Here is a 22,719-nt window from a genome sequence, read left to right as displayed (position 1 = left end):
GTAGCGTGAATACCCGCCACAGCAGGGTCATTCACCACGAACCGCGAAGAGCCCCGTTGGCGCTGGAGGTGCTCACGCGGATCGACGCTCGGATCATCGAGGATCCGGCCGATCTGCGCGAGCGCCAGACCGAGCTCCCGGTAGACGAGGACCCGGTGGATCCGGGCCAGGTCTGGGGCGTCGTAGAGGCGATATCCCGACCAGCTGCGCCCGCTCGGACGCACCAGGCCGATGCTGTCCCAGTGATGCAGGGTGCGGACGCTGACCCCGACCAGGTCGGCGATACGGCCGACGGTGAGGTCCTCGTGCTGTGTCTCGGTCATAGGAACCACCTTCGGGCCTGACGTCGCGTGAGGGTCAAGCGGGGTCATCGAGCTGCGCCACGAGTCGCGCTCCCGCCACGGTGCGATAGGACTCTTCGATCAGCTCCGCGATCTCCTGGCTGTCGGTCCGGGAGTCGAGATCGATCCCTAGCCAGCCCGAGGGGCCCAGGTAGGCGGGGACGAACGACCGCGGGTCCTCCAGCAGGGCCGCAGACTCCGCCGGCGGCAGATGCACCACGATGCTCTGGGGATGCTGCACCCACTGCCCGGCGACCTTCTGAGAGCCGCCGTAATAGCAGTGGACCTTCACCGTATGGAAGGCGGGACGGCCGTGGCTGATCTTCTCGCGCGCCCCGGGCAGGGCGAGCGCGATCTCCCGCACGGTCTCAAGCATCGGATCGTCATCGTCGAACATCAGCGGATGGGCCATGTCGTCATCTTCCCGCAGGCCCCGCCCCCGCGGCCAGAGCCCGGCGCCCCCTTCGAGATTCTGCGCCATCGCCGTACGCTGAAGGGATGAGCTTCCCCCTGCTGGTCGACTGCGACCCCGGCATCGATGATGCGATCGCCCTGGCCTATCTCGCCGGCCGCTCCGAGGTCGAGGTCGTGGGCCTGGTCTCCACCGGCGGCAATGTCGACGTCCACGCCGTGCACCGCAACGCTCTCGCGCTCGCGGAGCTGCTCGGGTTCACCGCCCCCATCGCCCAGGGGGCGGAGCAGCCGCTGGTGCAAGCACCGATGTACGCCGATGACACCCATGGCCCGGGCGGGCTCGGTCACGCGGTGCTCCCTCCCACGACCCGCACCGGGGATCTGCGCAGCGGCGCGCAGCTGTGGGTCGACACCGCTCGTGCACATCCCGGGGAGCTGGTGGGTCTGGTGCTCGGCCCGCACACCAACCTGGCCCTCGCCCTGGAGATCGAGCCGGAGCTGCCACGGCTGCTGAAGCGCCTGCACATCATGGGTGGGGCGATCAACCATCGCGGCAACACCGGGCCCACCAGCGAGTGGAACGTCGCGGTCGATCCGGAGGCCGCGCAGCGCGTCCTCGCCGCGTTCTCCGCCGCGCCGCGACGTCCGGTGCTGGGATCGCTCGAGGCCACGGAGAGCGTCCGCTTCAGGCAGCGCGAGCTGGATCGCTTCACCGAGCTCGCCGAGCGCACCGGCCATCCGGTGGCACAGATCCTGGTCGACGCGCTGCGCTTCTACTTCGAGTTCCACGAGGCTGACGGTTTCGGCTGGTCTGCGCATGTGCACGATCCGCTGGTCACCGCTCACGCGGTCACGGGCGACTTCGCGTCCACCCGCCCGCTCGCCGTGGACGTGGAGCTCGCGGGCACCCTGACCCGCGGTCAGACCGTCGGCGACGAGCTGGGCCGGTGGGGCCGGGAGCCGAACGTGGACGTGCTCACCGAGGTGAGGGCCGAGGAGTTCATCGACCACCTGCTGGAGACCCTGGAGACCGGACTCGGCGGGCCCGTCGGCGGCTGAATCCCAAGAGTGCATCTCCGCCACCACAGGTGCTGCGACCCGGAGGCGGCGGAATCCGCGGAGCTCACTTGCCCAGCATGGTCACCTCCACCTCGAAGCAGCGCCGCGGGCCCTTGTCCCCGCGACCGGCGCGCCAGCCCACGCAGCGGACGCTTCCGGTGTCGTGGTCGTCCTCGAACGCGACGAGGACGGTGCCCGGCAGGGTGACGGGGGCGTCGAAGGAGACGTCCCAGCGCAGGGGCCGGGAGAGGTCCACGCGCGCCTCGGTGAAGGCTCTCGAGGCGGTGTACATCCCGTGCGCGATCGCTCTCGAGAAGCCGAAGGCCTTCGCGCTGAGAGCCGACATGTGGATCGGGTTCACGTCGCCGGAGACCGCCGCATAGCGCCGACCGGCATCGGCAGGCAGGGACCAGCGGCCCGTCGGCGTCGGCGCCTCGAAGGCACGACGCTCGGCGCGACCGCCGTCGGCCGAGGATGTGTCGCGCGCCGCCTGCTCGGCGGCCGGCGACTGCTCGGCGGACGCCGACAGCGCAGGAGACGCCGACGGCGCGGGGGACGCCGCGCCGCCCCTGGTCAAGTAGGTCGACACATCGGTGGCGATGATCTCCCCGTCCTCGCCGAGGATCGTGGAGACCGCCTCGAAGGTGCGCCCCTTGCGGTGCGGGCGCAGGTCCCGCACCCGGCATTCGATGTCCACCAGCTCCCCCACCCGCACCGGGCGGTGCTGGAGGATCTGGTTGCGCAGGTGCACCAGGCCCAGCAGGGGGAAGGGGAAGTCCCGCCGTGCCATGAGGGCGAGGGAGACCGGGAAGGCGAGCACGTGCAGCACGCCCGGGTGGACCAGGTCAGTGGCGGGTCCGCCCATCAGGTGGTCGAAGTCCCGGGCGCGCTCGGCATCGATCCGCACGGAGCGCACCCGGTAAGCGGTGCTCGGGAGCACCGGTTCACCGCGGGTACGGCCACCCCGGGGGTCGAGCGCGGCGGCGTAGACGGCGGGGAAGGAGGGGACGTCGGTGAGGTCCTTCATCCGCTCGGGCATCCGCTCAGGAGCGTTCTGCGGCGAGGAGCTCTGCACGGCGCTCACTTCCCGACCATGTTCTGGCCGCACACCCGCAGCGTCTCACCGCGGATCCCGCCGGCCTCATCGGAGGAGAGAAAGGAGATCGTCTCGGCGACGTCGATGGGCAGCCCGCCCTGCTGGAGCGAGTTGACCCGGCGGGCGACCTCGCGGGTGAGGGCCGGCATCCGGGCGGTCATCTCGGTCTCGATGAATCCGGGGGCGACAGCGTTGGCGGTGCCGCCCAGCGGCTCGAGTTTTCCGGCGAGCGCGTCGACGAAGGCGATCACGCCTGCCTTCGAGGCGGCGTAGTTCGTCTGGCCGCGGTTCCCGGCGATGCCGCTGGTCGAGGCCAGGGACACCACCCGGGGCTGCTCGCCGAGCACGTCACCCGCCTCGATCAGCGCCTCGGTGAGGGTGATCTGGCTGGTGATGTTGACCGCGAGGACGGGGTCCCAGCGGTCGGCGGTCATGTTGGCCAGCAGCTTGTCGCGGGTGATGCCGGCGTTGAGGACGATCACATCGAGGGTCAGTCCCCGCTCGCGGAGGACGCCGACCAGCCGCTCCCCCGCGCCCACGGAGGCGACGTCGAGCTGGATCGGCACTGCACGCAGCTCGTTGGCGAGCCGTGCCAGCTCGGTGCCCGCACCCGGGACATCGAGGACCACGAGCTTCGCACCGTCCGCGGCGAGCGTGCGCGCGATCGCCGCGCCGATGCCGCGGGCGGCGCCGGTGACCAGAGCGGTGCGCCCGGCCAGCGGCAGCGTGTCGTCCTCGGTGCGGCTGCCGGCATCGGTGGAGACGGTGAGCAGCTGCCCGGTGACGAAGGCGCTGCGGGCGGAGAGGAAGAAGCGCAGCGCCCCGATCACGCCGGGAGCGTCAAGCTTCACACCGTCTTCGACAAGGACGCCGTTGGCGGTCGCCCCGCCGCGCATCTCGTGGGCGAGGGAGCGCAGGAAGCCCTCGACCCCACCGCGCGCGGCATCCTGTGCCGGATCCTCGCCGCGCGCGGGACGGGACAGGGTGATCACGCGGGCACCGGGGGAAAGGCTGCGCATGGCACTGCCCAGCGGGAGCACCAGCGGGCCGAGATCGGACGGGGAGGTGATCTCGTCGGCCACCACGATCACGGAGCCGATCTTCCGCAGCTCCTCGAAGCGGCGGCGCACGTCGGCGCCCCACTGCAGGAGCAGGCGCGCGATCTCGTCGGCTCCTGCGGAGTCTCCCAGCACCACGACCGGGTCGAGCACGGGTCCGGGCCGGTCCGCGCGGCGCGGAAGCTTCGAGGGGCGTGGCAGACCCAGCTGCTTGGCGAGGGCACCACCGGGGGCGGAGCGGATGAAGCGGGTATAGGCATCGGTCATGGGGACCTCCGGTTCAGAACTGCGGGCACGGGGCTGCGGATCGGGGCGTGAAGGGCTCAGCCGATCAAGGGCTCAGCCGGTGACGGGATCAGTCGGTGACGGACTCGAGCAGCACGACGGTGCCCTGGCCGGCAGCGGCGCACACCGAGATCAGCCCGCGCTGGACGCGGCCGGTCTCCTTGGCCCGCTCGTGCAGGAGCTTGGCGAGGGTCGCGACGAGACGCCCGCCGGTGGCCGCGAAGGGGTGGCCCACCGCGAGCGAGGAGCCCGCGACGTTGAGCTTGGCGCGGTCAATGCTTCCCAGTGCTCCGCCTCGGCCCAGCCGCTCGCGGCAGAACTCCTCGGACTCCCAGGCCTTCAGAGTGCTCAGCACGGTCGAGGCGAAGGCCTCGTGGATCTCGTAGAAGTCAAGATCCTGGAGGGAGAGGTGGTTCGCGTCCAGCAGCTCCGGCACGGCGTAGGCGGGGGCCATCAGCAGGCCCTCGTCTCCGTGCACGTAGTCGACGGCGGCGCTGCGGGCGTCGACCACCCGTGCGAGCGGCGTGAGACCGCGCTCGGCGGCCCATTCGGCGCTGCCCATCAGCACCGAGGATGCGCCGTCGGAGAGCGGTGTCGAGTTACCGGCGGTCATGCTCGGCTCGGCGACCTGCGGGGACTTCACGCCGAAGACGGGCTTGAGGGAGCCGAGCTTCTCGAGCGAGGAGTCGGGGCGCAGGTTCTGGTCGCGTGAGAGCCCGCGGTAGCCGGTGATCAGATCGTCGAAGAATCCGGCGTCGTAGGCGGCGGCGAGATGCTGGTGGGAGGCGAGTGCGAGCTCGTCCTGGTCCTGGCGGGTGATGCCCCACTGGGCGGCGGTGAGCGCCTGGTGCTCCCCCATGGACAGCCCGGTGCGGGGCTCGCCGTTGCGGGGTGGGACCGGGGCGAGATCGGCGGGGCGGATCGCGCTGAAGGCCTTGACGCGCTGCATCGCGGTCTTCGCGGCGAAGGCGCGATGGAGGATGCGGCGCAGGCGAGGGGTGACCTCGATCGGGGAGTCCGAGGCGGAGTCGACGCCGCAGGCGATGCCCGAGTCGATCTGGCCCAGCTGGATCCGGTTGGACACGTGGATCACGGTCTCGAGGCTGGTGGCGCAGGCCTTGGACATGTCGATCGCCGGGGTGCGCGGGTCCAGGGGTGTGCCCAGGGCGCTCTCGCGGGTGAGGTTGAGGTCACCGGCCAGCTTGAGCACAGCGCCGCCGGCGATCTCGCCGAGCTTCTCACCCTGCAGCCCGAAGCGAGCCACGAGGCCGTCGAGCGCCGCGGTGAGCAGGTCCTGGTTGGAGATGCCGGCGTAGGGGCCGCCGGAACGGGCGAAGGGGATCCTGTTACCGCCGAGGATCAGGGCGTCGCGCGGGGAGTCGTGCTGGGTCACTGGGTGCACCTCTTCGTGGTCACTGCGGTCTTCATGGTCACTGCCGTGGTTCGTGGAGATCCTGGGCCGTGGGAGCCCGGGCTGCCGATGCGCTCTCGCTCCCGCAGGAACTCGCCGGAGGATCTTCTCCGGAGCACTTTACATAGAACCGACGGTACTTGATACCCTAGGTCTCGTGAACGCGACGACGCAAGCCCCCGTGGACGGCCGATCGGCCCGTTGGGCCCGCCACCGGGAAGAGAGACGTGCCGAGCTGCTCGACGTGGCCCGGCACCTCATCCATGAGCAGGGTCCCGATGTGACGATGGAGGACATCGCCGCAGCCTCCGGCACCTCCAAGTCCATCGTCTACCGCTACTTCGAGGACAAGGCCCAGCTCCAGCGCGCGCTGGGGCGCAGCATCCTGTCCACGATGCACGGCAAGCTGCTGGAGGAGATGCGAGCCCTCGAGGCTCGCGTCGGCCGCGAACCGGAGGCCGACGAGCGGATCCACGCGATGATCCGCGCCTATGTCGAAACGGCCCAGCGCTCCCCCGGCGTGTACCGCTTCGTCACCCGACCCAGCGACGGGCTGAACCACTTCCTGTCCTCGGTCTCGCGGCTGGTCGCGACCTTCCTGCCCGCCGAGATCCCGGCGCCGCAGGTCTGGGCCCACGGCTCCGTCGGCTTCGTCGAACGCGCCGTCGACATCTGGATGACCGGCCAGGACACCGCCGTCGCCGCCGACGGCTCGCAGGACACGGGCAGCGCTGCCCGACCCTCCACCCCACTCACCTCCGATCAGCTCGTGACCCACCTGGTCACCTGGCTCATGAAGGGACTGCACGCATGACCACCGATTCCCGCACCGCACCCGTCACCTACGACACCACCACAGCCACCCCGATCGCCGACACCTCCGACGCGACCACGACGGCCAATCCCACCGGACCCATCTCGATCCCGCCCGGGGGCAGCCCCCGCCTGGACATCGCGCAGGTCTCCGAGGCCCTGCTCGGCAAGTGGGCCGACGCCCGCCTCGAGGCCCGCGAGCGTGCCGCTCGCCCGGAGCTGCATCGACCGGTGGATGTGACCGTCGCCGAGCACCGCGAGCGCGTCTTCGAGCAGCTCCAGCTCCTCGCCGAGGAGGACGTCTCCCATCTGATGCTGCCCGAGCACCTCGGCGGCCCCAACGACAACGGAGGCAACGTCGCCTCCTTCGAGGAGCTGGTCGTCGCCGACCCTTCCCTGCAGATCAAGGCCGGAGTGCAGTGGGGCCTGTACACCTCGGCGATCATCCAGCTGGGCAGTGAGGAGCAGCAGCACGCCTGGGTGCCCGATGCGATGGACCTGACCACCCCCGGCGCCTTCGCGATGACCGAGATCGGCCACGGCTCCGACGTGCAGGCGCTGGCGACCACCGCCACCTTCGACCCCGCCGGCGGGACCGATGGGGAATGGGTGATCCACACCCCCTTCCGCGCTGCCTGGAAGGACTTCCTGGGCAACGCCGCGATCCACGCGAAGGCAGCGACGCTGTTCGCACGCCTGATCACGAACGGCGTGGACCACGGCGTGCACTGCTTCTACGTCCCGGTCCGGGACGCGGCCGGGGAGCTGCTGCCCGGCATCTCGAGCGAGGACGACGGCGAGAAGGGTGGGCTGAACGGCATCGACAACGGACGCCTGGCCTTCGACCAGGTGCGCATCCCCCGCACCAACCTGCTGAACCGATACGGCGACGTCGCACCCGACGGCACCTACACCTCCCCCATCGAGTCTCCCGGCCGCCGGTTCTTCACGATGCTCGGCACCCTGGTCCAGGGCAGGGTCTCCCTGGACGGCTCCGCGATCCGGGCCAGCCAGCTCGCCCTGCATATCGCGATCACCTACGCGACTCAGCGCCGCCAGTTCAGCGCCGCGGATCCCACGCAGGAGACGGTGCTGATGGACTACCAGGCACACCTGCACCGCCTGCTGCCGAAGCTCGCCGAGACCTATGCCGGCGCCTTCGCGCACGAGCAGCTGCTGCAGGCCTTCGATGACGTGTTCTCCGGCCGGGCCGACGACCCCGAGTCCCGTGAGGACCTCGAGACCCTCGCCGCGACCCTCAAGCCCACCTCGACCCGGCTCGCGCTGGACACCATCCAGGAGTGCCGCGAAGCCTGCGGCGGCTCCGGCTTCATGGCGGAGAACCAGCTGGTGGGCCTCCACCAGGATCTGGACGTGTACGCCACCTTCGAGGGTGACAACACCGTCCTGCTGCAGCTGGTCGCCAAGCGTCTGCTCTCGGACTACACCTCCGAGCTGAGCAGCGTGGACCGGGCGGGGATCGGCCGCTTCATCGCGCAGCGCGCCGAGGTGCTCGCCAAGCGCCACACTCCCTGGGCGCGCCTCGGGCAGAGCGTCAGCGACCGCGGCAACGCCCGGCGCGCCTTCGATTCCATGCGCCAGTCGGAGTTCCAGGAGGAGCTGCTCGCCGACCGCGCCCGCGTCAAGGTCGAAGAGGTCGCTCTCGCCCTTCGCGGCGCCGCGAAGATGAGCCCGGCCGACGCCGCCTCCGAGGTCAACAAGCACCAGGTGGAGATGCTGGACGCCGCACGCGCCCACGCGGACCTGGTCCGCTGGCGCGCCTTCACCAGGGGGATCGAGGCGCTCACGGATGAGGGCTCCCGGGCGGTGCTCACCGATGTCCGGGACCTGTTCGGGCTCACCGCGATCAACGACGACCTCGCCTGGTTCCTGCTCAGCGGGATGATCTCCACCCAGCGCGGCCGCCAGATCGACCATGATCTGCGCCGGCTGCTGTGGCGGCTGCGCCCGCATGTGCTCGATCTGGTCGCCGCCTTCGACGTGCGCCCCGGTCACGTGCGAGCACCGATCGCTCTGGGCGGGGAGCAGGAGCGGCAGGACGAGGCCGCTGTGTACTTCCGTGCGCAGCGCGCCAGCAAGTCCGCGCCGGTCAGCGAGAAGGTCCTGCGGGACCGGGCGAAGAAGGCGAAGAGGGCGAAGCAGGGGGCCGGCCCGCGCGGCAGCGGCGCCCGCTGACCGCTGCAGGGCGGTCCGGGTCTCAGCACCTGCCCCGGTCCGCCCTGTCGTGCGCCGCGATCGTAGACTGTGGTCGCCGGGTCCGGGCCCTCACGGCCCGCCCGCACCCCAGCCCTCGTGATGAACGGACCCGAAACCGCGATGACCGCCGACCTCGCCCCCTCCACCCCGCACGGCACGCCCGCGGACGTCGACACGGTCGAGCATGCCGCCTCCACCCCTGACCAGGCTCAGCCGTACGCCGATCTCGGGCTCAAGGAGGACGAGTACGCGAACATCCGCGAGATCCTCGGCCGCCGTCCCACGAACGCCGAGCTCGCCATGTACTCGGTGATGTGGTCCGAGCACTGCTCGTACAAGTCCTCCAAGAGGCACCTGAGCACCTTCGGCAAGCACACCACCGAGAAGATGCGCGAGAAGCTGCTGGTGGGCATGGGCGAGAACGCCGGCGTGGTCGACATCGGTGACGGCTGGGCGGTGACCTTCAAGGTCGAGTCCCACAACCACCCCTCCTACGTCGAGCCCTACCAGGGCGCGGCCACCGGCGTCGGCGGAATCGTGCGCGACATCATCTCGATGGGTGCCCGCCCGGTCGCGGTCATGGATCAGCTGCGCTTCGGCGCGATCGACCACCCCGACACCGCCCGCGTGGTCCACGGCGTCGTCTCCGGAGTGGGCGGCTACGGCAACTCCCTCGGCCTGCCGAACATCGGCGGCGAGACCGTGTTCGATGCCGCCTACCAGACCAACCCCCTGGTCAACGCGCTCGCACTCGGCGTGATGCGCCACGAGGACATCCACCTCGCCTCCGCGACCGGCCCCGGCAACAAGGTGGTGCTCTTCGGTGCCCGCACCGGAGGGGACGGCATCGGCGGCGCCTCCATCCTCGCCTCGGAGACCTTCGAGGAGGACGGCCCCCTCAAGCGCCCCAGCGTCCAGGTGGGCGACCCCTTCATGGAGAAGGTGCTCATCGAGTGCTGCCTCGAGCTGTTCGCCGCCGGCACCGTCGAGGGCATCCAGGATCTTGGCGCCGCGGGCATCTCCTGCGCCACCAGCGAGCTGGCCGCCAACGGCGCCTCGGGCATGCACATCCACCTCGAGGAGGTGCTGCTGCGCGACCCCACCCTGAACGCCGGCGAGATCCTGATGAGCGAGTCCCAGGAACGCATGATGGCCGTGGTGAGCCCCGAGAAGCTCGAGGAGTTCCAGGCGATCGCCGCGAAGTGGGATGTCGAAGCCGCGGTGATCGGCGAGGTCACCGGTGACGGCCGCCTCACCATCGACCACCACGGACACCGCATCGTCGACGTGGACCCGGCGACGGTCGCGATCGACAGCCCCGTCTACGACCGCCCCTACGCCCGTCCCGACTGGCAGGACGCCCTGCAGGCCGACACCGCGGAGGTCCTCCCCCGCCCCGGCACCGCCGAGGAGCTCGCGGCGACCGTGCGCACCCTGATCGCGTCCCCGAACCTCGCCTCCAAGAACTGGGTCACCGACCAGTTCGACCGTTACGTGGGTGGGAACACCGCGCTCTCGATGCCCGACGACGCCGGCGTGCTCCGGATCGACGAGGCCACGGGCCGCGGCATCGCGCTCGCGACCGACGCCAACGGCCGATACACCAAGCTCGATCCCCGTACCGGGGCCCAGCTCGCGCTGTCCGAGGCCTACCGCAACGTGGCGACCTCCGGCGCGGTGCCGCTCGCGATCACGGACTGCCTGAACTTCGGCTCCCCCGAGGACCCGGGCCCGATGTGGCAGCTGGTCGAGGCGATCGTCGGGCTCGCCGAGGCGTGCGAGACGCTCGAGGTGCCGGTCACCGGCGGCAACGTCTCCCTGTACAACTCCACCGGCGAGCCGGGCCTCATCGATTCCGCGATCCACCCCACCCCGGTGGTCGGCGTGCTCGGCGTGTTCGAGGACGTCGCGCGCCGCGTCCCCTCCGGCTGGCAGGCAGAGGGCCTGTCGGTGCTGTTGCTGGGCACCACGCGTGAGGAGCTCTCGGGCTCGGCCTGGGCGGATGTCATCCACCAGCACCTGGGCGGCATGCCGCCGCAGGTCGACCTCGAGGCCGAGCGCTCGCTGGCCCGAGTGCTGATCACCTCCGCCGAGGAGGGGCTCGCCACCGCGGCGCATGACCTCTCCGAGGGCGGTCTGGCCCAGGCCCTGGTGGAATCGGTGACCCGCTTCGGCACCGGTGCCCAGGTGGATCTCGTGGGCCTGACGGAGCGCGACGGCGTGGATCTCGCCAGCGCTCTGTTCTCCGAGTCGCAGGGTCGTGCTCTGGTCGCGGTCCCCGCCGAGCAGGAGGAGCGGCTGACGGCGCTGGCCGCCGAGCACGGGGTGCCGGTGCTGCGTCTGGGCACCACCGGCGGCAGCGCCCTGGCGGTCGAGGGTGTGGGCACCTTCACCGTGGGTGAGCTGCGGGAGCTGCGGGACGGCACCCTGCCTCGCTACTTCGGCTGACCGCAGAGAGCACGAGGGCCTCCCGGCACACGCGACTGCGTGTGCGGGGAGGCCCTTCTCTGCGAATTCCCCTCTCCGCTCTCGGCTCCGGTCTCTGGCGGCGACCGCTGAGAGGGGATGCCGCGCCGAGAAGAACGTTCCACGGAGCGGCGGACGCTCAGTCCGCCCGGTAGAGACGATGCGCCTCGGCGAGCTTCTCCTCGACAGCCGCTGCGGCGGAGGCGGGCGTGGACAGCCCGCCGAGGTCCAGCACGGGCCCCGTCCCGTCGGAGATGGTCCATCCAGTTCCGCCCTCGACGAGGGAGCTGTGCTTCACGTCGTAATATCCCGGCTTCGCCGTGAGTGCGATACCGCGGGCCCCGTGGAGCGAGGCGACCAGGTGGTGGTGGAAACGGGTCGTGATCCAGCGCTGATGTGCGGCTGGCGTGAACTCGCCGCGCCAGAACTGGGTGAAGGGGACGAACCCATCCTCGGCCACCAGATCCCGAAGCCGGTCATATCCTGCGTAGTCCCCACCGGGCAGTGCCTCCACATAACGAGTCCGCTCTCGCGGGATCCCTGAGGCCTCCACGGTCCTTCGCACATAGTCCAGCAGCTGCTCGAAGGCGCCGACGTCGATAGCGTCCGACTGGACGCACAGCACCAGCTCCGGCGGTGCGGAGCGATCGAGGGCCGGCAGGGCTTCGAGGAGATAGGCGTCGTCGACGCCACGGGCGATTCCCCGTAGCTCCGCACTCGGAGCGTCCCGCACGCTCACGTGGTCGAAATCCTGCAGGAACTCTTCTCCGAAAGGGGCGAAGCCCTGGCCGGTCGCGAGCAGCGGTGCGCCACTGAGACGGGATGCTGCGCGCATGGTGCGGACGATGAGGTCGTTCTCCGGCCACACCGCGTTGAGGAAACCGCCGCCGAGCAGGTGCAGGCTCTGTGCCTCGCGCAGGGCGAGCAGAGACGCGTCGTACAACGGAGTGCCGAGCTCCGTGACGATGTCTTCCACGCTGCGTCGAGAGCCGTGCCGGGAGTCCTCGACCGTACGGAACACCGCATCGGTCACGCGGAGCCGTGGGTGGATGCTGCCGAACAGCGCGGTCGCCGTCCCCGGGTGTCGGACGTCCAACCAGACATCGTCCTCAGGGCGGTGGCGCGCCAGATGTTCGAGCCAGCGCCGCGCGATGAGCTCATCCCCGTAGTTCGGGTAGGACGCCATCGATACCAGGTAGAACGGCGCCCGCGCGGGCCCCTCGAACTGCACTGGTGCTGCCTGTTCAGCACCCGGAGAGCGTGCTGAGCGAGCACCGGGCTCGGGTGCCGGGACACCGGCCGTCGCTGCCGCAGAGGAGGACGCCGGGCGCTGCCGACGGAAACTGAACATCTCAGGCGCGTCCGGTGTGCTTCATCCAGCGCATCACGAAGGTCGCCATCTGGTCGCGCTTGATATAGGCGTTGGGACGGAAGGTCCCGTCATCCCAGCCACGGCTGATCCCAGTCTTCGCGAGCCAGCCGATCTCCTTGGCGAAGACGTGGCTGCGGGGAACGTCCTTGAAGCGATCAGCGTCCGACGTGCTCGCGGCCGGCGATCCGGCGGCTCGGTAGAGGAAGGCCGCCACTGCATCGCGCTTGACGGGTTCAAGGGGCCGGAAGGTGCGGTTGTTCCCGAAGCCCCACCCCTCGGTGATGCCTTCCTTGTACGCCCAGCAGATCTCCTTGTAGAAGACGAAGCTCGGATTCACATCCCGGAAGGGCGAGGTGCGCGGGGGTGTGTACGCCGGCGCGCCCATCGCACGGTGGATGAACACGATCATCGCGTCACGGAGGTTGTTGCTGTTGGGCTGGAACGTGCGATTGCTCCCGTCTCCCCAGCCCTTGGTGACACCGGCGGCGAAGAGATCCTGGATCTCGAGGAAGAACACCCGTGACGGGGAGACGTCGCGGAAGGAGGGCTTCACGAACCGGGTCCTGCTGCCCTCGCGCGCTGCGAGACCGTTCTGGAACGGCTGGATCTGACGGTCGCCGTCGGTAGACGCGTTCCTGGCAGGACGACCCCAGGAGCCACCCCACTGGGGGCCGAACGGCGTCGCATAACCGGCGGCCGAGCCGCCCTCCTGGAGGACCAGCCCCTTGGTGAGTGCGGTCGCGGTGTACTTCCCGGTGCGGTGGGCGCTCTTGACGACCGTGCCGAGCTTCGCCGCGCCGCCCGCTCCCTGGAAGGCCCAGAGGTGCTCTTTCCAGCCGCCGTCGATGAAGCTCTGCGCCTCGCCGCGGATGGTGTCGAACTGGCCGTAGAGGCTCAGCCCCGGGCATTCGGTGAAGTTGACGTCGCGGTGGCCCATCATCTTCGCGAGCGAGATGGTCTTCCCAGCGGTGAATCGCGTGCCGGTGCCGGGAGTCCAGGAGGACTTGGCCCACACGCTGGTCTGGAAGGTGTTCAGCAGCTTCCATCCCACCAGCTCCGCGACGGCGACCCTGGCGGCGCGCGGCGGGGCGGTGTTGCTGTAGTCCCCCATCACCGAGACGCCGAAGGAGCCGGTGTTGAAGCCGTAGGCGTGGGCACCGGTGATGTTGCGGTGCAGACCGCCGCTGCGACCCTCGAAGATCTGGCCGTACTTCGAGACCAGGACGTTGTAACCGATGTCGGCCCAGCCCATGGTGCCGGTGTGGTAGCTCAGGATGCCGCGCACGATCTGCGCGGACTGCGAGGCGGAGTAGTTGTTGGTGCCTGCGGTGTGGTGGATGACCACGGCCTTGAGCTGATCGGCGCCACTGGTGCCGCGCACTACCGATTCGTTGGCACCCCAGCCTGCGCGGGAGACGTACGACGGAGCTCCGGGTCCGAGGACGGGTGTGGCGGGATTCGTCGAGGCGACCGCGGCCATCGTGGTCACCTGATCGGCCTGGGAGACCCGGGCCTCGGGACCGGTGAACTGCTCGACCTGGCTGTCGGCCGGAGCCGGCGAGGTGGTCACCACATGCGCGATCAGGCCCTCGGTGACGTCGGCGCCTTCGAGCTCGGCCCGGATCTGCAGGGCGGAGACCACCCCGACACAGGCGACCTCGGTGCCGGCGGCGTCCTCACCGGTCTCGGGGTTCTCCGCGGTCTCCAGCAGGAGCCACTCGGTCCACTCGCCGTCCTCGCCCCGTCCACGGGCCTGGACTTCCGGGGCATCGTTGTCATTCGGCCAGGTCACGCCGACCATGGTCGCCGGCTGATCGGCGAGGTCGCGCACCTGCGCGTCACTGTCATCGAGCAGCGGGACATCCGCCAGGGCGATGTCGACGATGCGGGTTTCGCCATCGGTCACCGAGGGGTCGGCGAGAGCGGGCGCGGTGCTGAGCACGGCAGCTCCGGCGGGAACTGAGGCGGCAGCGACAAGCAGTCCGCGCCGCGAGAGTGGCGAGATGCGGCGAGTGTCGGGGGCGGGGGGAATGTTCCGCGTAGACATGTATGAACAGCTCCGAATGAGAAGTGGTGGGGCGCGACTGTCGATGCCGAGCCACACCACACACACCACGTGCTCAGAGAACGAGACGAGGGTGCCCGGAGAGCGGACATCCGTCAATCACCGTAATGCACTAAACCCGCGCAGAATCTCTCGCTCGGGTCACGATCAGACAAACTCTGGAGATGCTGGTCTCAACATTGCTGGCCACATCCGGAATGCCCGCTATGCGAGCAAAGCCCTATATTCACTGATCTCGCCCCTCAGTACCTGCTGATTCCTGAACTTCTTCCGAAAAAAGGGCGGGCCGTCGGGATTTCTCCCGGCGGCCCGCCCTTGGTGCGAGGCGATGGCTCTGCTCAGAGCCGTGCGCTCACTTGGTGTCGGCCGTGTCCTCGGCGCCCTCGGCGGGTTCCTCCGGGGTGACGCGCTCGACGCCGGTGTCCTCGCCGGGCTGCTCCGCACCCTCGGCGGGCTCGACCAGGGCGATGTCCTCGGCAGCAGCGGTGTCAGCAGCCTTGGCGTCGTTCTTGGCGGCGCCCTCAGCCTCCTTCACCACGGACTGCTTGGCCGAGAACTCCTCGGTGACCAGCTCGATGACGGCCATCGGGGCGTTGTCGCCACGACGCGGTGCCACCTTGGTGATGCGGGTGTAGCCGCCGGGACGCTCGGCGAAGGTCGGTGCGATCTCCTCGAACAGCGAGTAGACGACGCCCTTGTCACGGATGGTCTCCATGACCCGACGACGAGAGGCGAGATCGCCCTTCTTCGCCTGGGTGATGAGACGCTCCGCGTGGGGGCGCAGGCGCTTGGCCTTGGTCTCGGTGGTGGTGATCGCCTTGTGGCGGAACAGCTCGGTCGCGAGGCTGGCGAGGATCATCCGCTCGTGCGCGGGGGATCCGCCGAGGCGCGCACCCTTGGTGGGGGTAGGCATGGTCGTTCTCCTAGTGAAAGATAAAGGTCAGTACTGGTCGCCGAAGCCGTCGGAGTAGGAGTCCAGGGCAGACGGATCGAATCCGGCCGGGGAATCCTTCAGCGACAGACCGAGGTCGGCGAGCTTCGCCTTGACCTCGTCGATGGACTTCTGGCCGAAGTTGCGGATGTCGAGCAGATCGGCCTCGGAACGGGCGGTCAGCTCGCCGACGGTGTGGACACCCTCGCGCATCAGGCAGTTGTACGACCGGACCGTGAGGTTCAGGTCGTTGATCGGAAGCGCCAGATCGGCGGCCAGAGCCTGATCCGTGGGCGACGGGCCGATCTCGATGCCCTCCGCCTCCTGGTTCAGCTCATGAGCCAGCCCGAACAGCTCGACCAGGGTCTTGCCGGCCGAGGCCACCGCATCGCGGGGCGAGATGGCGGGCTTGGTCTCGACGTCGACGATCAGCTTGTCGAAGTCGGTGCGCTGCTCGACACGAGTCGCCTCGACCTTGTAGGTCACCTTCAGCACGGGCGAGTAGATCGAGTCGACCGGAACCCGGCCGATCTCGCCGTCGACGCCCTTGTTCTGCGCGGCGGAGACGTAGCCGCGACCGCGCTCGACGATCAGTTCGATCTCCAGGCGGCCCTTCTCGTTCAGGGTCGCGATGTGGAGGTCGGGGTTGTGGATCTCCACGCCGGCGGGCGGGGTGATGTCGGCAGCGGTGACGCGGCCGGCTTCCTCGCGACGCAGGTACATCACGACCGGCTCGTCGTTCTCGGAGGAGACGACCAGGTTCTTGACGTTGAGGATGACCTCGGTGATGTCCTCCTTGACGCCGGGGACCGTGCTGAACTCGTGGAGCACACCGTCGATGCGGATCGAGGTGACCGCAGCTCCGGGGATCGAGGACAGCAGGGTGCGGCGCAGGGAGTTGCCGAGGGTGTAGCCGAAGCCCGGCTCGAGCGGCTCGATGACGAACCGTGAGCGGTTGTCCGACACGACCTCTTCGGTCAGCGTGGGGCGCTGTGCAATGAGCACTGTGGATCCTTTCAGCGAGCGTCCGCCATATGACGCTCAGAAGGGGGCGATGGGCCTAGAAGGTGAGTGGTGTCCAGGGTGCCGGGCGCGGCAGGAGCCCCGCCCGGCACGGAACGGCACAGCGGGGAGCAGAGCCCCGCCGTGACCGTAGAGGTCAGACGCGGCGGCGCTTGGCCGGGCGGGTGCCGTTGTGCGGCTGCGGGGTGACGTCCTGGATCGAACCGACCTCGAGGCCGGTCGCCGTGAGCGAACGGATCGCGGTCTCGCGGCCGGAGCCCGGGCCCTTGACGAAGACGTCGACCTTCTTCATGCCGTGCTCCTGGGCGCGGCGAGCGGCGGCCTCGGCGGCCATCTGCGCGGCGTACGGGGTCGACTTGCGCGAGCCCTTGAAGCCGACCTGGCCCGCGGAGGCCCAGGAGATGACGGCGCCGTTCGGGTCCGTGATGGACACGATGGTGTTGTTGAATGTGCTCTTGATATGAGCCTGGCCGTTGACAATGTTCTTCTTGTCCTTGCGGCGCGGCTTGCGCGCAGCGGCCTGCTGGGTCTTGGATGCCATGCGGCAGTACTCCTCTGGTGGGTTTCGGGTGCGCCGGGTCCCTCAGCGGCGCGAAGTGACTACGGGTCCGAAGACACTCGCGGTCCGACGGCGGAAGCCGTGGATCAGCGGGCCTTCTTCTTGCCGGCGACCGTGCGCTTGGGGCCCTTGCGGGTGCGCGCGTTGGTCTTGGTGCGCTGACCGTGCACCGGCAGACCACGGCGGTGGCGCAGGCCCTGGTAGCTGCCGATCTCGACCTTGCGGCGGATGTCACCGGCGACCTCGCGGCGCAGGTCACCCTCGACCATGTAGTTCTCTTCGATGTGATCGCGAAGCTTGACGAGGTCCTCGTCGCTGACCTCGCGCACGCGCAGGTCACCAGAGACGCCGGTCGCGGCCAGGGTCTCCAGGGCGCGGGTGCGTCCCACGCCGAAGATGTACGTCAGGGCGACTTCGAGGCGCTTTTCGCGCGGAAGGTCTACTCCCACCAGACGTGCCATGTGCAGATTCTCCTACTGTCTCGGAGGCCTGATCCGACAACTCGCCCGGGTCTGTTCCCTGGACGCCGCAGCCTCCGCGCTGCGGGTAGCCGACCCGAGGGCCGGTGGTGTCGTCTCTTCTTTTATGTGTGTCCGACGGATCGGACGGTGCCCTTCAGGGCTGCCGCCTCTGGGGCGGCTGTCACGACAGTTGCCGGGATGTGCGGAGTGCTCCGCTCAGCCCTGGCGCTGCTTGTGACGAGGGTTCGAGCAGATCACCATGACGCGCGAGTGGCGACGGATCACCTTGCAGTTGTCACAGATGGGCTTGACGCTCGGATTGACCTTCATAGCTTTCCTTCTCCCGGGACGATCACTTGTAGCGGTACACGATGCGGCCACGGTCGAGGTCGTAGGGGCTCAGCTCGACGACCACACGGTCCTCGGGAAGGATGCGGATGTAGTGCTGGCGCATCTTCCCGGAGATGTGCGCGAGCACCTTGTGCCCGTTGTCGAGCTCGACACGGAAACGCGCATTCGCGAGCGCCTCCGTCACCAAGCCCTCGACCTCGATCACGCCGTCCTTCTTCGCCATGCCTCCCCAATCTCTCGCCCCCGGCAAGCCGGTGCCGAGTTCCGCGTTCCTGATTACTCAGGCTGTGCTCACCGACCGTCAGGTGACGGGACGGTGGTCGACAAGGGTGCGCGTTGTGCGTGTCGTCGGCCTCGCTGATCTTCACGGCTGAGCCGTTGGATCGATCGGCGCGACGGGACTGCACGACCTGCGATGAGGACGACATGCACGGAGCACACCCGATGGATCAGCCTACACGCGCCTCGCGGATCAGGCGAGAGGCAGAGGCGATGACCCCGGTCACGTCGGGCCGGAATCCAGGCGATGAAAGGCCGCGCCCCGTCCTGGTCCTCACGTAGCAGGGTCGGCCAGCGGATCCGGCGCGGCCACGATGCCCCGCCGCGCGAGCTCGGCGGCACCGCCGTCGCCCTCGGTGAGCACCAGCAGCCCCTGCTCGGTCACGGCCACGGAGTGCTCTGCGTGGGCGGCACGGCCCCCGGCGGTGGCACGCACGGTCCAGTCGTCATCGTCCAGCGTCCAGTTGCCGGGACCCTGGATCAGCATCGGCTCGATCGCCAGGCACATCCCCGGGCGCACCCGGGGCCCTCGGGAGCGGGTGCGGTAGTTCATGACGTCAGGCGCCTGGTGCATCGCCGTACCGATCCCGTGCCCGCCGAAGCCCTCGAGGTGGGAGAGGGACTCCCCCGCCGCCTCAGCGACGTAGTCCTCGATCGCGGCGCTGATCTGACCCACCCGGTCCGCGGTCGCGAGCGCGGCGATGCCGGCCCAGAGCGCCTCGCGCGTGGTGCGGACCAGATCCTCATCGGCCACCGAGCGCGCCCGGCCCACGATGTGGGTGCGCGCCGCATCCGAATGCCAGCCCTCGATGATCAGGCCGCCGTCGATCGAGACGATGTCGCCCTCGACCAGCGGACGTTCATCGGGGATCCCGTGGACCACGACCTCGTTGACGCTGATGCACAGCGTCGCCGGGTACCCCTGGTAGCCCAGGAAGTTCGGGGTCGCACCCTCGTCGCGGATCATGTCGTGGGCGAGGGTGTCCAGCTCGTTCGTGGTGATGCCGGGCCGGATCTGCGCGGCGAGCATCTCGTGGACGCGGTGCAGCAGCATCCCGCTGCGGCGCATCACATGGATCTGCTCGGGGGTCTTGAGCTCCACGCGCTCCGGCAGGATGCTCATCGGTCGGCGAGGGCCTCGCGCAGCGACGCGGTGACGTCGTCGATCGTTGCCATGCCGTCGACCCGGCGCACCAGATCACGCTTCTCGTAGACGTCGATCAGCGGCGCGGTCTGCTCCGCATAGACCTCGAGCCGGCGACGGATCGTCTCCTCGGTGTCGTCGCTGCGGCCCTGCTGCTCGCCACGCTCGACGAGGCGGCCCACGACCTCCTCGGTCTCGACCACCAGCAGCAGCACCGCATCGAGCGTGGTGCCCAGCTCGGTGAGCATCCCGTCCAGCGCCTCGACCTGGTCGAGGGTGCGGGGGTAGCCGTCCAGCAGGAAGCCGTCCTGGGCATCGGCCTCGCCGAGCCGCGAACGGACCATGTCGTTGGTGACCGAGTCCGGAACGTACTCGCCCTTGTCCATGTAGGACTTCGCGAGCACACCGAGCTCGGTCTCGCCGGACACGTTGGCCCGGAAGATGTCGCCGGTGGAGATCGCCGGGATGGACAGCTCCTCGGCGAGGCGCACGGCCTGGGTGCCCTTGCCCGCGCCGGGCGGGCCCACGATCAGGAGGCGGCGGGCCTGGACGGGCGAGGCGGCGGAGGTGGGGGTGTTCACCGAAGAATCCCTTCGTAGTGGTGCTGCTGGAGCTTCGCATCGATCTGCTTCACGGTGTCGAGGCCGACGCCGATGATGATCAGCAGGGACACACCACCGAGCGGAAAGTCCTGCGAGGTTCCGAGATAGACGAGAGCGAACAGCGGGATCAGGCAGATCACCGCGAGATAGACCGCGCCGGCGGACTGGATCCGGTTGATCACGTAGCGCAGGTAGTTCTCGGTGGGCTTGCCCGCGCGGACGTTGGGGATGAACCCGCCGTACTTCTTCATGTTGTCCGCGATCTCCTCCGCATTGAAGGTGATCGTGGTGTAGAAGAACGCGAAGAAGACGATCAGGGTCACGTACACCAGGGCGTAGACCCAGGAGAAGGAGAAGCCGAGCACGAGGTGGGTGTTCACCCACGCCACCCAGGGGGCCTCAGGATCACCGAAGGAGGAGGCCATCTGCGGCAGCGCGAGGATCGAGCTCGCGAAGATGACGGGGATGACGCCGGCCTGGTTGACCTTGACCGGGATGTAGGTGGAGGTGCCGCCGTACATGCGGCGCCCGACCATGCGCTTGGCGTACTGGACGGGGATCCGCCGCTGAGACTGCTCGACGAAGACCATGCCCACCATGACGACCAGCGCCACGACGATGACCAGGGAGAAGGTCAGCCAGCCCTGCAGCTGCCACACCTGGCCGAAGGAGCCGGGGAACGAGGACGCGATCGAGGTGAAGATCATCAGCGACATGCCGTTGCCGATGCCGCGCTCGGTGATCATCTCACCCATGAACATGATCAGCACGGTGCCGACGGTCATGGTCAGGACCATGGTCAGCAGGGTCGGGATCGACTGGTCGGGAACCAGCTCGAGCTGGCAGCCGACGAAGAAGTTGCCCGAGCGCACCAGGGTGATGATGGTGGTCGATTGGAGGATGCCCAGACCGATGGTGAGGTACCGGGTGTACTGGGTGAGCTTCGCAGTACCGGATGCCCCCTCCTTGTGGAGGGCCTCGAACCGCGGGATCACCACGCGCAGCAGCTGCACGATGATCGACGCGGTGATGTAGGGCATCACGCCCAGGGCGAAGATGGAGAGCTGCAACAGGGCGCCACCGGAGAACATGTTGACCATGCCCAGCACGTTGGAGCCACCGGCCGAGGCGGCCTGATCAGCACAGAACATCACGTTGGAGGCGTCGAATCCCGGGGTGGGGATAAAGACACCGAGGCGATACACCGCGATCAGACCGAGTGTGAAGAGGATCTTCGCTCTCAGCTCGGGGGTGCGCAGCGCGCGCACGAACGAGTTCACCTGTTTCCCTCCTGGAGGTCCGGGGACGGGACCAAGGGTGTCACGGTCCGTCCCGGTGCCGCGGGATTGCGCGGCCATCGGACCGGCCCCGAAATGACGACAGGGCACCGTGGCACAGAATATTCCGTGCCACGGTGCCCCGTCAAAAGAGACTCACGCGGTGGTGACGGACCCGCCAGCCGCCGCGATCTTCTGCTCCGCCGAGGCGGAGAACTTCTGGGCGGTGACGTCGAGCTTGACGCTCACGTCGCCGGCGCCCAGCACCTTGACGGGCTGGTTCTTGCGCACGGCGCCCTTGGCGACGAGATCCTCGACCGTGACGGTGCCGCCCGCGGGGAACAGCTCCTGCAGGGTCGACAGGTTCACTGCCTGGTACTCGACGCGGAACGGGTTGGTGAAGCCGCGAAGCTTCGGCAGCCGCATGTGCAGCGGCATCTGCCCGCCCTCGAAGCCGAGGCGCACCGTGTTGCGGGCCTTGGTGCCCTTGGTGCCACGCCCGGCCGTCTTGCCCTTGGAAGCCTCACCGCGACCGACGCGGGTGCGTGCGGTCTTCGAACCCGGCGCGGGGCGCAGGTCGTGAAGCTTCAGAGGGCTCTGGTTGGAATCAGTCATGTCAGTCCACCTCTTCGAACGTCACCAGATGGGTGACGGTGCGGATCATGCCGCGGATCTCAGGGCGGTCTTCCTTCACCACGGTGTCACCGATGCGCTTGAGGCCGAGGCCGCGCAGGGTGGCTCGCTGGCTCTTGGTGCCGCCGATGTCAGAACGGGTCTGGGTCACCTTGATCTGCATCAGGCACCCACCTTCTGTGCACGGGCTGCAGCGCGACCCGCGGCCTGGGCCCGCAGGAGCGGTGCCGGGGTGACCTGCTCGACCGTGAGGCCACGACGTGCTGCCACGGCCTCCGGCTCCTCGAGCATCTTGAGCGCGGCGACCGTTGCCCGCACGATGTTGATCGCGTTGGTCGAGCCGAGCGACTTGGAGAGCACGTCGTGCACTCCAGCGCACTCGAGGACGGCGCGGACCGGGCCACCGGCGATCACACCGGTACCGGGAGCGGCCGGGCGCAGCAGGACGACGCCTGCTGCATCCTCGCCCTGGACCGGGTGGACCACGGTGCCCTGGATACGAGGGACGCGGAAGAAGTTCTTCTTCGCCTCCTCGACGCCCTTGGCGATCGCCGCGGGCACCTCCTTGGCCTTGCCGTAGCCGACGCCGACCGTTCCGTCGCCGTCACCCACCACCACGAGGGCGGTGAAGGAGAATCGACGGCCGCCCTTGACGACCTTCGACACGCGGTTGATGCTCACGACGCGCTCGAGGAATGCCGACTTCTCGGCTTCCTGACCGCGGCCGCGGCCACCCTGACGCCCACCGCGATCGTTGCCGCCCTGGCGGGCACCGCGATCATTGCTGGTGTTCGTGTTGTCGTTCCCACGGCCGGAGGCCGCGGGACCGTTGCTACGCTGCTGTGCAGCCATATTCAGATCC

Annotated in this window: 23 protein-coding genes; 4 read left to right on the top strand and 19 right to left on the bottom strand. The window is 69.1% G+C overall.

Annotation, left to right across the window (positions count from 1 at the left end; all coding sequences use genetic code 11):
- On the bottom strand, positions 1-323 hold a 323-nt coding region (locus tag ACTH43_RS09780), incomplete at its 3' end, for a MerR family transcriptional regulator (RefSeq protein ID WP_441444709.1).
- Positions 324-357: 34 nt separating this feature from the next.
- Positions 358-822: an MmcQ/YjbR family DNA-binding protein gene (locus ACTH43_RS09775; RefSeq protein WP_441444708.1), complete on the bottom strand. Its 465-nt coding sequence runs from the start codon at positions 820-822 to the stop codon at positions 358-360.
- A 17-nt stretch (positions 823-839) separates the two neighbouring features.
- Here ACTH43_RS09775 and ACTH43_RS09770 point away from each other — a divergent pair, with 17 nt between their 5' ends.
- Entirely contained in the window at positions 840-1,814 is a 975-nt protein-coding gene (locus ACTH43_RS09770; protein WP_441444707.1) for a nucleoside hydrolase, read from the top strand.
- Positions 1,815-1,878: 64 nt separating this feature from the next.
- Here ACTH43_RS09770 and ACTH43_RS09765 read toward each other — a convergent pair whose 3' ends face one another.
- The 3 genes from ACTH43_RS09765 to ACTH43_RS09755 form a co-directional block, all read right to left on the bottom strand.
- Positions 1,879-2,853, bottom strand: a complete 975-nt coding sequence (locus tag ACTH43_RS09765) for a MaoC/PaaZ C-terminal domain-containing protein (protein ID WP_441444710.1) — start codon at positions 2,851-2,853, stop codon at positions 1,879-1,881.
- A gap of 41 nt (positions 2,854-2,894) precedes the next feature.
- Entirely contained in the window at positions 2,895-4,235 is a 1,341-nt protein-coding gene (locus ACTH43_RS09760) for a 3-oxoacyl-ACP reductase (RefSeq protein WP_441444706.1), read from the bottom strand.
- 88 nt (positions 4,236-4,323) lie between these two features.
- A complete protein-coding gene (locus ACTH43_RS09755) occupies positions 4,324-5,646 on the bottom strand; it encodes an acetyl-CoA C-acetyltransferase (protein WP_441444705.1) in 1,323 nt (440 codons plus the stop codon).
- Between the two features lie 175 nt (positions 5,647-5,821).
- On the opposite strand from ACTH43_RS09755, the gene ACTH43_RS09750 reads away from it, so the two are divergent.
- The 3 genes from ACTH43_RS09750 (at position 5,822) to purL (ending at position 11,142) form a co-directional block, all read left to right on the top strand.
- Positions 5,822-6,478, top strand: a complete 657-nt coding sequence (locus tag ACTH43_RS09750) for a TetR/AcrR family transcriptional regulator (protein WP_441444704.1) — start codon at positions 5,822-5,824, stop codon at positions 6,476-6,478.
- On the top strand, positions 6,475-8,673 hold the full coding sequence (locus tag ACTH43_RS09745; RefSeq protein WP_441444703.1) for an acyl-CoA dehydrogenase family protein: 2,199 nt from the start codon (positions 6,475-6,477) through the stop codon (positions 8,671-8,673). Before ACTH43_RS09750 ends, ACTH43_RS09745 begins: the two co-directional genes overlap by 4 nt.
- Before the next feature lie 120 nt (positions 8,674-8,793).
- The gene (purL, locus tag ACTH43_RS09740; protein ID WP_441444702.1) at positions 8,794-11,142 is read left to right on the top strand and encodes a phosphoribosylformylglycinamidine synthase subunit PurL; all 2,349 of its coding nucleotides are present in this window, start codon (positions 8,794-8,796) and stop codon (positions 11,140-11,142) included.
- Positions 11,143-11,299: 157 nt separating this feature from the next.
- Here purL and ACTH43_RS09735 read toward each other — a convergent pair whose 3' ends face one another.
- The 14 genes from ACTH43_RS09735 to rpsE form a co-directional block, all read right to left on the bottom strand.
- On the bottom strand, positions 11,300-12,346 hold the full coding sequence (locus ACTH43_RS09735; RefSeq protein WP_345077094.1) for a polysaccharide pyruvyl transferase family protein: 1,047 nt from the start codon (positions 12,344-12,346) through the stop codon (positions 11,300-11,302).
- 166 nt (positions 12,347-12,512) lie between these two features.
- Positions 12,513-14,474: an S-layer homology domain-containing protein gene (locus tag ACTH43_RS09730; protein ID WP_441444701.1), complete on the bottom strand. Its 1,962-nt coding sequence runs from the start codon at positions 14,472-14,474 to the stop codon at positions 12,513-12,515.
- A 475-nt stretch (positions 14,475-14,949) separates the two neighbouring features.
- A complete protein-coding gene (rplQ, locus tag ACTH43_RS09725) occupies positions 14,950-15,510 on the bottom strand; it encodes a 50S ribosomal protein L17 (protein ID WP_441444700.1) in 561 nt (186 codons plus the stop codon).
- A gap of 27 nt (positions 15,511-15,537) precedes the next feature.
- On the bottom strand, positions 15,538-16,533 hold the full coding sequence (locus ACTH43_RS09720; protein WP_441444699.1) for a DNA-directed RNA polymerase subunit alpha: 996 nt from the start codon (positions 16,531-16,533) through the stop codon (positions 15,538-15,540).
- A 154-nt stretch (positions 16,534-16,687) separates the two neighbouring features.
- Positions 16,688-17,092: a 30S ribosomal protein S11 gene (gene rpsK / locus ACTH43_RS09715; protein WP_441444698.1), complete on the bottom strand. Its 405-nt coding sequence runs from the start codon at positions 17,090-17,092 to the stop codon at positions 16,688-16,690.
- Positions 17,093-17,196: 104 nt separating this feature from the next.
- Complete coding sequence (rpsM, locus tag ACTH43_RS09710; RefSeq protein ID WP_441444697.1) at positions 17,197-17,571, bottom strand: 30S ribosomal protein S13; 375 nt, start codon at positions 17,569-17,571, stop codon at positions 17,197-17,199.
- A 216-nt stretch (positions 17,572-17,787) separates the two neighbouring features.
- Positions 17,788-17,901 (bottom strand): 50S ribosomal protein L36, encoded by a 114-nt coding sequence (rpmJ, locus tag ACTH43_RS09705; RefSeq protein ID WP_299298739.1) that lies wholly within the window; start codon positions 17,899-17,901, stop codon positions 17,788-17,790.
- A 22-nt stretch (positions 17,902-17,923) separates the two neighbouring features.
- Complete coding sequence (gene infA, locus ACTH43_RS09700; protein ID WP_299298742.1) at positions 17,924-18,145, bottom strand: translation initiation factor IF-1; 222 nt, start codon at positions 18,143-18,145, stop codon at positions 17,924-17,926.
- A 330-nt stretch (positions 18,146-18,475) separates the two neighbouring features.
- Positions 18,476-19,324 (bottom strand): type I methionyl aminopeptidase, encoded by an 849-nt coding sequence (map, locus tag ACTH43_RS09695; protein ID WP_441444696.1) that lies wholly within the window; start codon positions 19,322-19,324, stop codon positions 18,476-18,478.
- Positions 19,321-19,926 carry an adenylate kinase gene (locus ACTH43_RS09690; protein WP_441444695.1) on the bottom strand — a complete coding sequence of 202 codons (606 nt, stop codon included), beginning with the start codon at positions 19,924-19,926 and terminating at the stop codon, positions 19,321-19,323. The genes map and ACTH43_RS09690 overlap by 4 nt, the downstream gene beginning before the upstream one ends.
- The gene (secY, locus tag ACTH43_RS09685; protein WP_441444694.1) at positions 19,923-21,227 is read right to left on the bottom strand and encodes a preprotein translocase subunit SecY; all 1,305 of its coding nucleotides are present in this window, start codon (positions 21,225-21,227) and stop codon (positions 19,923-19,925) included. Before secY ends, ACTH43_RS09690 begins: the two co-directional genes overlap by 4 nt.
- Before the next feature lie 153 nt (positions 21,228-21,380).
- Positions 21,381-21,839 carry a 50S ribosomal protein L15 gene (gene rplO, locus ACTH43_RS09680; RefSeq protein ID WP_441444693.1) on the bottom strand — a complete coding sequence of 153 codons (459 nt, stop codon included), beginning with the start codon at positions 21,837-21,839 and terminating at the stop codon, positions 21,381-21,383.
- A 1-nt stretch (position 21,840) separates the two neighbouring features.
- Positions 21,841-22,020, bottom strand: a complete 180-nt coding sequence (gene rpmD / locus ACTH43_RS09675) for a 50S ribosomal protein L30 (RefSeq protein WP_441444692.1) — start codon at positions 22,018-22,020, stop codon at positions 21,841-21,843.
- Positions 22,020-22,709, bottom strand: coding sequence for a 30S ribosomal protein S5 (rpsE, locus tag ACTH43_RS09670; protein WP_299298757.1), 690 nt, complete (start codon positions 22,707-22,709; stop codon positions 22,020-22,022). The genes rpmD and rpsE overlap by 1 nt, the downstream gene beginning before the upstream one ends.
- Positions 22,710-22,719 lie beyond the last annotated feature (10 nt).

Source organism: Brachybacterium sp., from assembly GCF_052095815.1.
GTDB lineage: Bacteria > Actinomycetota > Actinomycetes > Actinomycetales > Dermabacteraceae > Brachybacterium.
This window is presented reverse-complemented; position numbering and strand designations above follow the sequence as displayed.